At 71.5% G+C, this 7,122-nt stretch carries 6 protein-coding genes and 1 pseudogene; 5 read left to right on the forward strand and 2 right to left on the reverse strand.

The genetic code is table 11. The annotated features are described in order from the left end of the window. Nucleotides 1-1,874, reverse strand: a 1,874-nt coding sequence (locus ACFU53_RS45285) for a type I polyketide synthase (RefSeq protein WP_384005914.1), incomplete at its 3' end; no start/stop codon positions are given. 288 nt (nt 1,875-2,162) lie between these two features. Next, on the reverse strand, nt 2,163-3,023 hold the full coding sequence (locus tag ACFU53_RS45290) for a 1,4-dihydroxy-6-naphthoate synthase (protein WP_384005916.1): 861 nt from the start codon (nt 3,021-3,023) through the stop codon (nt 2,163-2,165). 384 nt (nt 3,024-3,407) lie between these two features. On the opposite strand from ACFU53_RS45290, the gene mqnE reads away from it, so the two are divergent. From mqnE to ACFU53_RS45315, 5 genes and pseudogenes are all read left to right on the forward strand, one after another. After that, entirely contained in the window at nt 3,408-4,571 is a 1,164-nt protein-coding gene (mqnE, locus tag ACFU53_RS45295) for an aminofutalosine synthase MqnE (protein ID WP_384005918.1), read from the forward strand. 138 nt (nt 4,572-4,709) lie between these two features. Beyond that, complete coding sequence (locus ACFU53_RS45300; protein ID WP_384005920.1) at nt 4,710-5,009, forward strand: ferredoxin; 300 nt, start codon at nt 4,710-4,712, stop codon at nt 5,007-5,009. 139 nt (nt 5,010-5,148) lie between these two features. Continuing rightward, entirely contained in the window at nt 5,149-5,913 is a 765-nt protein-coding gene (locus tag ACFU53_RS45305; RefSeq protein ID WP_384005921.1) for a thioesterase II family protein, read from the forward strand. A gap of 38 nt (nt 5,914-5,951) precedes the next feature. Then, a complete protein-coding gene (locus tag ACFU53_RS45310; protein WP_384005923.1) occupies nt 5,952-6,848 on the forward strand; it encodes a menaquinone biosynthetic enzyme MqnA/MqnD family protein in 897 nt (298 codons plus the stop codon). A 32-nt stretch (nt 6,849-6,880) separates the two neighbouring features. Continuing rightward, a pseudogene (locus ACFU53_RS45315) lies at nt 6,881-7,122 on the forward strand (dehypoxanthine futalosine cyclase); the annotation flags it as partial.

Here is a 7,122-nt window from a genome sequence, read left to right on the forward strand (position 1 = left end):
GTACGACTCAACCGCTCGGCATCATCACCGAACACCACATCCCGCAACCCCGAACCGGCATGCGCACACACCGCATCGAAAGCATCCGCGAACACCGGGAACGCCTCATACAACTCCCGCCCCATCCCCACCCGCTGCGCACCCTGACCCGAGAACAAAAACGCCGTCCGGCCGCCCCGCCGGGCTGTGGCGGTGACGACGTCCTGGGACGTGCGGCCCTCGGCGAGGGTCCGCAGCCCTGCGACGAGGGTGTCGCGGCCGGTGCCAAGGACGACGGCACGCTGTTCGAAGAGGGAGCGTCGGTCGGCGAGGGTGCGGGCGACGGCCACGTCGTCGGTGTGCGGGTGGCCGTCGAGGTGGGCGAGCAGGGCGGCCGCCTGGGCCTTGAGGGCGTCGGTGGTGCGGGCGGACAGGGTCCACGGGATCACCGTCGGCACCGGGCGCTCGGGAGCGGGGTCGCCGTCGTGCGTCTCCCCGGTCTGCGGGTCGGCGGGCGGGGCCTCTTCCAGGATGACGTGGGCGTTGGTGCCGGAGACTCCGAACGCGGACACTCCGCCGCGCCGGGGCCGGTCGGTGTGCGGCCAGGAGACGGGTTCGGTGAGGAGACGTACGTTGCCCTCGGTCCAGTCGACCTCGGTGGTGGGCGCGTCGACGTGCAGGGTGCGGGGGAGGACACCGTGGCGCAGGGCCATGACCGTCTTGATGACGCCGCCGACGCCGGCGGCGGCCTGGGTGTGCCCGATGTTCGACTTGAGCGAGCCCAGCCACAGTGGGCGGTCGGCGGGGCGGTCCTGGCCGTAGGCGGCGAGAAGGGCCTGGGCTTCGATGGGGTCGCCGAGGGTGGTGCCGGTGCCGTGTGCCTCCACGGCGTCCACGTCCTGCGGGGAGAGCCCGGCGGAGGCCAGTGCCTGCCGGATGACGCGCTGCTGGGAGGGGCCGTTGGGGGCCGTGAGACCGCTGCTCGCGCCGTCCTGGTTGACGGCCGAGCCGCGGATGACGGCGAGCACCTGGTGGCCGTTGCGGCGGGCGTCGGAGAGGCGTTCGAGCAGCAGGACGCCCGCTCCCTCGCCCCAGCCGGTCCCGTCGGTGGCGTCGGCGAAGGACTTGCAGCGCCCGTCGGGCGAGAGTCCGCGCTGCCGGCTGAACTCCAGGAAGGTGACCGGAGTCGACATGAAGGCGACGCCGCCGGCCAGGGCGAGGTCGCACTCGCCCTGGCGCAGGGACTGCACGGCGAGGTGCAGGGCGACGAGGGAGGAGGAGCAGGCGGTGTCGACGGTCAGGGCCGGGCCTTCGAAGCCGAAGGTGTAGGAGATGCGGCCGGAGGCGATGCTCGCCGCGCTGCCGTTGCCGAGGTGGCCCTCGACGCCGGGGGGCGGCACGGGGAAACGGGTGGCGTAGTCGTTGTACATGACCCCGGCGAAGACGCCGGTGGAACTGCCCCGCAGGTCGGCGGGGCGCAGTCCGGCGCGTTCGAGGCTCTCCCAGACGATTTCGAGGAGGAGGCGCTGCTGCGGGTCGGTGGCGAGAGCCTCGCGGGGTGACATGCCGAAGAAGGCGGGGTCGAAGTCGGCGGCATCGTGGAGGAAGCCGCCTTCCCGGGTGTAGACGGTGCCGGGGTGGTCGGGGTCGGGATCGTAGAGCGCGTCGAGGTCCCAGCCCCGGTCGTCCGGGAACGTGGAGATGCCGTCGGTGCCACTGTCGACGAGACGCCACAGGTCCTCGGGGGTGCGCACCCCGCCTGGGTAGCGGCAGCTCATGGAAACCACGGCGATCGGTTCCGTGGCCCTGCCCTCGACCTGGCGCAGCCGGGCGCGGGTGCGCTGGAGGTCGCTGGAGACTCGGGTCAGGAAGTCGTGCAGCCTGTCCTCGCTCACGGATCGGTCTCCCTTCGGCGGCGGGCACACTGGCTCGCGGTGGGGCACGGGGCATGGGGTCGGCCCCAGCACTGAGGGGCGCCGGGGCCGGTGAGGGGCGGGCGCACCGCCCGGCGCCCTCGAAGGGGCAGGCAGGCTTCACCGGTCCCGGGCCTGCCCCAGGGGCCGATTATGGGAGGGGTCGCGCCCGCTTTCGGGGTGCCGGCCGAGTGCTCTAAGAGAACTTCTAGCGTTGTGGCAGGCGTTGGAGGCGGCAGGCCCGTCGAGGCCGTTCCCGCGGGGCGCCGCTCACAGGCGGCTGGTCGGGTCCAGTGCGTCGGCGCGGACAGGGGGCATCAGGCCGAGCTCGGCCGACTGGTCGAGGAGGGTGCGTACGGCGTGGAGGCCGTCCTCGCCGAGCCGGGCCGTGAACTCGTTGACGTACAGGGCGATGTGCTGGTCGACGACGGTGGGTTCCATTTCCTGCGCGTGCCGGAGGACGTAGGCGCGGGACGCGGCCGGGTCGTCCCAGGCGGCGCGGGTGGAGGCGCAGATCGTGTCGGTGAGACGGCTCAGCATGGGTTCGCCGAGGGAGCGGCGGGCGACGATGGCGCCGAGGGGGATGGGCAGGCCGGTGCGCTTCTCCCACTCGTCACCCATGTCGGCCGTGCGGTGCAGGCCGTAGCGGTCATAGGTGAAGCGGGCCTCGTGGATGACGAGTCCGGCGTCCACGAGGCCGTCGCGGACGGCGGGCATGATCTCGTGGAAGGGCAGGACGACGGTCTCGCCGACGCCGCCGGGCACGGCGTCGGCCGCCCACAGCCGGAACATCAGGTAGGCCGTGGAGGTGGTGCTGGGCACCGCTACGCGGGCCCCGGTGAGGTCGGCGGGCTCGCCCGGCCGGGCGGTCAGGACGAGCGGGCCGCAGCCGTGGCCGAGGGCGCCGCCGCTCGGCAGCAGCGCGTAGTCGTCGAGGATGTGCGGCAGCACGCCGTAGGAGACCTTGAGGACGTCGAGTTCGCCGCGTCGGGCGAGGCCGTTGGTGACGTCGATGTCGGCGAAGGTGAGCCGCACGTCGGGGGCGTCGGGAAGCAGTCCCTCGGTCCAGGCGTGGAAGACGAACGTGTCGTTGGGGCACGGCGAGTGCACGAGGGTCAGCGGTGACGTCATGGGCGGGCGCTTCCTTCTTGTCTGCGGGCGGCGGCGGGAGCCCTCAGCAAACCCGTTGCGGATGTGGGGTTTTCCCCAGACTGCCCTCCGCGAGGATGGGCAGGCCCCACCGACGCGGCGTCGGTGCCCGGCGTCCCCGGCCAGGGCCCGTAAGTTCCGGATCGTTGGCCGGTTCCCCGGGTCTGTCGTGGCCGGCCGCTTCGACGGGAGCCGTTCGTGTGGTGCGGCTCCGTTCCGTTCCGCCCGAACGTCCCCGGGCGGACGGCCGGTCCGTGGTCTTTCCAGGCCGATGCGTCCCGGGGCGTGCTGACGAGTCGGGCAACGTACCGCGTGCTCCCACTCACCACGTGTGCCGCCAGGCACTGAACGAGGAGGTTCCCGGCCATGGACGCTGGGCTCAAGCGCGAGCTGGAGGAGAAGGTCTTCTCCGGTGAGCGGCTGTCCCGCGAGGACGGCATCGCGTTGTACGAGTCGGACGACCTGGCGTGGCTGGGCGGTCTGGCACACGAGGTGCGTACCCGTAAGAACGGTGACGTGGTCCACTTCAACGTCAACCGTCACCTCAACATGACGAACGTGTGCACGGCGTCGTGCGCGTACTGCTCGTTCCAGCGCAAGCCGGGTGAGCAGGACGCCTACACGATGCGTATCGAGGAGGCCGTACGGCTGGCCAAGGCGATGGAGAACGAGCACCTCTCCGAGCTGCACATCGTCAACGGTCTGCACCCGAACCTGCCGTGGCGCTACTACCCGCGTTCGCTGCGGGAGTTGAAGAAGGCGCTGCCGAACGTCGGTCTGAAGGCGTTCACGGCGACGGAGATCCACCACTTCGAGACGATCTCCGGACTGTCCGCCTCGGAGATCCTGGACGAGCTGATCGACGCCGGTCTGGAGTCGCTCACGGGCGGTGGCGCGGAGATCTTCGACTGGGAGGTCCGGCAGCACATCGTGGACCACCGCACCCATTGGGAGGACTGGTCCCGTATCCACCGTCTGGCGCACGAGAAGGGTCTCAAGACCCCGTGCACCATGCTCTACGGGCACATCGAGGAGCGCCGGCACCGGGTGGACCACGTGCTGCGGCTGCGTGAGCTGCAGGACGAGACCGGCGGCTTCCAGGTCTTCATCCCCCTGCGCTACCAGCACGACTTCGTGGACATGAAGGACGGCAAGATCCGCAACCGGCTGCAGGCCCGGACGCAGATGGCGACCGGCGCGGAGGCCCTGAAGACCTTCGCCGTCTCCCGGCTACTCTTCGACAACGTGCCGCATGTCAAGGTCTTCTGGGTCATGCACGGCGTCCAGACCGCCCAGCTGGCCCTTCAGCACGGCGCCGACGACATGGACGGCTCGGTCGTCGAGTACAAGATCACCCACGACGCGGACAACTACGGCACGCCCAACAAGCTGACCCGCGAGGACCTGTTGGACCTCATCCGCGACGCTGGCTTCCGTCCGGTGGAGCGGAACACCCGGTACGAGATCATCCGCGAGTACGACCGCCCGGACCCGGCGCGACGGGAGTCCCCGCAGCCGATGCGCGTCTGACCCCGGCCGGCCCCCGAGGCCACCACCCCTTCGTGCACGACGTGCACGACTCCCCTCGTGTACGCGGCGCGCGTGCCGCCGTTCGACCGTGGTGCGCGCACCGTGTCCGCATCATGACGACCCGCCAGGCAGGTGTTTATGTCCACGCAGACGACGAACGACGAGGACCTGGAAGTCTGGATCGACCAGGACCTGTGCACCGGTGACGGAATCTGCGCCCAGTACGCGCCCGAGGTGTTCGAGCTGGACATCGACGGGCTCGCCTACGTCAAGGACGACGAGGACGAGCTGCTCCAGGCGCCGGGTGCGACGACCCTGATCCCCCTTGAGGTGCTCGCCGACGTGGTCGACTCGGTCAAGGAGTGCCCCGGCGAGTGCATTCACGTGCGCCGCGTCTCCGACGGGGTCGAGGTGTACGGGCCCGTGGCCGACGGCTGACGCCGCCCTCTCGGACAGGTCACCGTGGCGATCGGTTCGTCGCCACGGTGACGTCCCCTCCGCTCCTTGCTCTCCTGGCCGCCCCGTCCGCCTGCGGCCGGGCCGAGCACCTCGCCCCTGGGAAGGACACGCACGTCCCATGAGTTCCCCCACCGCCGACGACCTGTGGATCCGCAGGTTCCGGCCCTCTCCCGACGCCGCTGAGCGGCTGGTGTGCTTCCCGCACGCCGGTGGTTCCGCCAGCTTCTACGTGCCGGTCGCCACCGCGCTCAGCCCCGGCGTCGATGTCGCCGCCATCCAGTACCCCGGCCGTCAGGACCGGCGCCACGAACCGGGTCCCGACTCGGTGGCCGACCTCGCCGACCAGGTCGCCTCGGCCCTGACGGGCTGGGCCGACGACCGTCCGCTGACGTTCTTCGGGCACAGCATGGGCGCGCTGGTGGCCTTCGAGGTGGCGCGACGCATGGAGCGCCTCGGGCGGGGCCCCGTCCGGCTGTTCGCCTCCGGGCGTCGCGCCCCGTCCCGCACCCGCGACGAGCACGTGCACACCCTCGACGACGACGGGGTGATCGCCGAGCTGCGCAAGCTGGCCGGCACCGACGCCCAGGTCCTCCAGGACGAGGAACTGCTGCGCATGGTGCTGCCCGCCATCCGCAGCGACTACCGGGCCGTGGAGACCTACCGCTGCGCTGCCGGCGCGGTGGTGCGCTGCCCGGTGACCGTCCTCACCGGCGACACCGACCCGCGCACGTCGCTGGAGGAGGCCGGCGCCTGGAGCGACCACACCGAGGCCGGATCGGACCTGCGGGTCTTCTCCGGCGGACACTTCTTCCTCTCGGAGCGTCCCGCCGAGGTGCTCGCCGTGCTCCACGAGCACTTCGCCGCCACGGCCCGCCGGGCCTGACCCGTCTTCCCCTCGACCCGTTCCGGGAGTTGTGCACGATGACCGAGCAACTCGCACCCGCGGCCGCGCAGTCGACGCCAGTACGTCGACGCCGTCCCCGGGTGGGCCACATCCAGTTCCTCAACTGCCTCCCGCTGTTCTGGGGGCTGGCCCGCACCGGCAGCCTCCTCGACATGGACCTGCGCACCGACACGCCGGACGGCCTCAACGACGCGCTCGCCGCCGGTGACCTCGACATGGGGCCGATCAGCCTGCTGGAGTACCTGCGGCACGCGGACGACCTGGTGGCCCTGCCGGACATCGCGGTCGGCAGCGACGGCGACGTCATGTCCTGTCTGATCATCAGCCAGGTCCCGCTGGGGGAACTGGACGGGCAGCCCGTCGCGCTGGGTTCCACCAGCCGTACGTCGGTGCGGCTGGCGCAGCTGCTCCTCGCCGAGCGCGTCGGCGTGCGCCCCGAGTACCACGTCTGCCCGCCCGATCTGCGCACCATGATGGCCGAGGCGAAGGCCGCGGTGGTCATCGGCGACGCCGCCCTGCGCGCGGCCCTGTACGAGGCACCCCGGATGGGTCTGCAGGTGCACGACCTGGGCCGGATGTGGAAGGACTGGACAGGACTGCCCTTCGTGTTCGCGGTGTTCGCCGCGCGCCGTGACTTCCTGGCCCGCGAGCCGGAGCTGACGCGCCGGGTCCACGCCGATCTGCTGGCCTCGCGCGACCTGTCGATGGCGGAGGTGTCCAAGGTGTGCGAACAGGCCGCGCAGTGGGAGGAGTTCGATGCCGCGACGCTGGAGCGCTACTACACCACGGCCCTCGACTTCAGCCTCGGCGAGGCGCAGCTCGCCGGCATCGCCGAGTTCGCGCGCCGGGTGGGCGGCGGCGGCGAGGGCTTCCCGCCCGACGTCGCCGTCCGGCTGCTCGGCCCCTCCTCCTGATCCGTACCCCGCCACCGAAAGGCCCGGCCACCATGTCCCGACCTCCGCAGTCCCCGCTCCAGCCCGTTCTCGACCGTGCCGCCGAGGGTGGGCGGATCACGCCAGAGGAGGCGCTCGACCTCTACCGCGACGCGCCCCTGCACGCGCTGGGCGCCGCCGCCGACGCCGTCCGCAGGCGGCGGTACGCGGGCACGGAGCACATCGCGACGTACATCATCGAGCGGAACATCAACTACACGAACGTGTGCGTCACGGCGTGCAAGTTCTGCGCGTT

The organism is Streptomyces sp. NPDC057474, assembly GCF_042802555.1.
GTDB lineage: Bacteria > Actinomycetota > Actinomycetes > Streptomycetales > Streptomycetaceae > Streptomyces.

What these genes read in the sequence shown, in the direction of transcription:
- ACFU53_RS45300 (WP_384005920.1), top strand. Translation starts at nt 4,710, where the DNA reads ATGTCCACGCAGACGACGAACGACGAGGACCTGGAAGTCTGGATCGAC.
- mqnE (WP_384005918.1), top strand. Translation starts at nt 3,408, where the DNA reads ATGGACGCTGGGCTCAAGCGCGAGCTGGAGGAGAAGGTCTTCTCCGGT.
- ACFU53_RS45290 (WP_384005916.1), bottom strand. Translation starts at nt 3,023, where the DNA reads ATGACGTCACCGCTGACCCTCGTGCACTCGCCGTGCCCCAACGACACG.
- ACFU53_RS45305 (WP_384005921.1), top strand. Translation starts at nt 5,149, where the DNA reads ATGAGTTCCCCCACCGCCGACGACCTGTGGATCCGCAGGTTCCGGCCC.
- ACFU53_RS45310 (WP_384005923.1), top strand. Translation starts at nt 5,952, where the DNA reads ATGACCGAGCAACTCGCACCCGCGGCCGCGCAGTCGACGCCAGTACGT.